Here is a 2,486-nt window from a genome sequence, read left to right on the forward strand (position 1 = left end):
TCCCACCCGTATCGTGCCGGGCCTCATGGCCGTGGGCGAAGCGGCCTGTGCTTCCGTGCATGGCGCCAACCGTCTCGGTTCGAACTCGCTCACTGACCTTGTGGTCTTTGGCCGCGCCGCCGCCATCCGCGCCGGCCAGGTCATCGACAAGGCCGCGCCGATCCCGGGCATCAACAAGGCCGAGGACGCAAAAATCCTCGCTCGCTTCGATCGCCTGCGCAATGCCAACGGTTCGCAGCCGACGGCAAAGCTGCGCGACGAGATGCAGCGCACCATGCAGGCCGATGCCGCCGTGTTCCGCACCGATGCCTCGCTCAAGAATGGCGTCGCCGCCATGACCGAAATCTATTCGCGCCTTGGCGATGTGAAGGTCACCGATCGCTCACTGATCTGGAATTCGGACCTCGTCGAAACGCTCGAACTCGAAAACCTCATGGCCTGCGCCATGGCGACCGTGGTTTCAGCCGAAGCCCGCCACGAAAGCCGCGGCGCCCATGCGCATGAAGATTTCCCCAACCGCGACGACGTCGAATGGCGCAAGCACACCCTTGCCTTGGTCGATATCGAAACCGGCAAGGTGGACCTCTCCTATCGCCCGGTGATCGTCGACCCGTTGACCCCCTATGACCAGGGCGGCATCGACCTCAAGAAGATCGCGCCCAAGGCGCGCGTCTACTAAGGCAGGAAAAGCCATGTGCGAGCAGTGCCAGGCTTTTGGTGAGGCAGACGACCGCGACGCGCTCGCGGCCGCCTTTTACTCGACCTATGGCAAGGCGGTGCCGGCAGCAAAGCCGGTGCCGCACAAGCATGCCCCTCTCGATCGCCAGGCGCCGCCCGTCGCGGCAGCGCCGGCGAAGAAGGCTGCGCCATGATCCGAGCGCTTCTCGCCTCTGCCGCTATCCTTGCCCTTGCCGGTTGTTCCACCGGCTCGCTCTCCATGGCGTCGAATGCGACGCCGGCTCCCGGTAGCTTCGGCCAGACGCAGCAGACCACCTATTCCAATGGCGGCGTGTCGACGACCACCAGCCAGGTCGATCCTTCGACCGGGCAACGCGTCGTCACCGGCGGCAGCTTTTCTGTCGGCAATGCCCCCGCGTCTCCGGCCATGACCAATGCCATGCTCGGCAACTGGACCCTGTCGGATAGCTATGCGCGCTCCTGCACCCTGTCTTTTGCCATCACCCCGCTAGGCGGCGCTACCGGCGCGTTGCAGGCGAGCAAGGCCGGCTTCTGCTCCAACGAATTCTCTGCCATTTCCGGCTGGATGGTTGCGGGCAATGGCGTCGTCCTGACCGATGGCTCGGGCCAGCTGCGCGGCCAGCTCATCGCCGACAATGCCGGCGCCTATGTCGGCACGGTCAATACCATGTTTGGCCCCCCGACCGTAAAGCTCAGCCGGGGCGGGGTCTGAACATGAGCGAGACAGCGGGATATTCGGGTACGCCCCTGGCGCAGAAACTGGGTCTCAAGGACGGGTTTCGTGCGCTCTTCATCGACCTGCCGATATCCCTGGCCGACCTCACCACCGCCCGCGCCTTTGCCGAATCCTCCCACCTCACTGTGGAGCAGCTCGGCGATGCGCAGCAGGGCTACAACTTCATTCACCTCTTCACCGCCAGCCGCGCCGTGCTCGAGAAGCTGGCCCAGCCGCTGATGGGGCTGATCGCCCGTGATGGCATGATCTGGGTGAGCTGGCCGAAAAAAGCCAGCAAGGTCCCAACTGATATCACCGAGGACACGATCCGCGAGATCGTCCTGCCGCTCGGCCTTGTCGACGTAAAGGTCTGCGCCGTCGACGAGGTCTGGTCCGGCCTCAAGCTCGTCATCCGGAAGGATGCAAGATGAATTTCACCACGCTCGATGGAGTGACCATGCACAAGTTGATCCTGGCCCTGCCGATCCTCGTCGCCGGTGCCTTGCCCGCCTTCGCCGCGGCGCCCACGGCCGCGCAGAAGCAAGAGTTCTATTCGGTCTGCATGGGCATCGCCCAGGATGCAACGCTTTGCGGCTGCAAGGCCGACGCGGCCATGACGCTGATCGACGAGCGCTTCATGGGCGTCGTCATTTCCTCGATGAAGGGCGGTTCGCCCAGGTCGGGCGACTACGACGCCTACAATACCTACGTCGCCAAATCGAACCAGGTCTGCAAGCCGAACTACTGAGTTCGTAGCGACACATGAATTTGCGCCGGGTTGAGCGGCGCTTACGAAGAAAGAGTTGAGAAAATGGCCGAACTGACTTTGGGCAAGGCCGACCGGCCGCAGAAGGGCAAGACCTGGGCTAAGCCGGAGGGCGCCACGCGCCTCCGCGAGTTCCACATCTACCGCTACGATCCGGACAAGAACGAGAATCCGCGCATCGATACCTATTTCGTTGATCTCAACGATTGCGGCCCGATGATTCTCGACGCTCTCTTGTACATCAAGAACAAGGTCGATCCGACCCTGACCCTGCGCCGCTCCTGCCGCGAAGGCATTTGCGGCTCG

The 2,486-nt window shown here is 63.3% G+C and carries 6 protein-coding genes; all 6 read left to right on the forward strand.

Annotation, left to right across the window (positions count from 1 at the left end):
* The coding region (locus tag J0I64_RS00255) for an FAD-binding protein (RefSeq protein WP_291405303.1) at positions 1-679 on the forward strand (679 nt) is incomplete at its 5' end.
* Positions 680-692: 13 nt separating this feature from the next.
* Positions 693-872, forward strand: a complete 180-nt coding sequence (locus tag J0I64_RS00260; RefSeq protein WP_291405305.1) for a hypothetical protein — start codon at positions 693-695, stop codon at positions 870-872.
* Positions 869-1,411, forward strand: a complete 543-nt coding sequence (locus J0I64_RS00265; RefSeq protein ID WP_291405307.1) for an AprI/Inh family metalloprotease inhibitor — start codon at positions 869-871, stop codon at positions 1,409-1,411. Before J0I64_RS00260 ends, J0I64_RS00265 begins: the two co-directional genes overlap by 4 nt.
* A gap of 2 nt (positions 1,412-1,413) precedes the next feature.
* Positions 1,414-1,845: a DUF3052 domain-containing protein gene (locus J0I64_RS00270; RefSeq protein ID WP_291405309.1), complete on the forward strand. Its 432-nt coding sequence runs from the start codon at positions 1,414-1,416 to the stop codon at positions 1,843-1,845.
* The gene (locus J0I64_RS00275) at positions 1,842-2,162 is read left to right on the forward strand and encodes a hypothetical protein (protein ID WP_291405311.1); all 321 of its coding nucleotides are present in this window, start codon (positions 1,842-1,844) and stop codon (positions 2,160-2,162) included. The genes J0I64_RS00270 and J0I64_RS00275 overlap by 4 nt, the downstream gene beginning before the upstream one ends.
* 63 nt (positions 2,163-2,225) lie before the next feature.
* On the forward strand, positions 2,226-2,486 hold a 261-nt coding region (locus tag J0I64_RS00280), incomplete at its 3' end, for a 2Fe-2S iron-sulfur cluster-binding protein (RefSeq protein WP_291405313.1).

The sequence above is a fragment of the Devosia sp. genome (assembly GCF_017307565.1).
Lineage (GTDB): Bacteria > Pseudomonadota > Alphaproteobacteria > Rhizobiales > Devosiaceae > Devosia.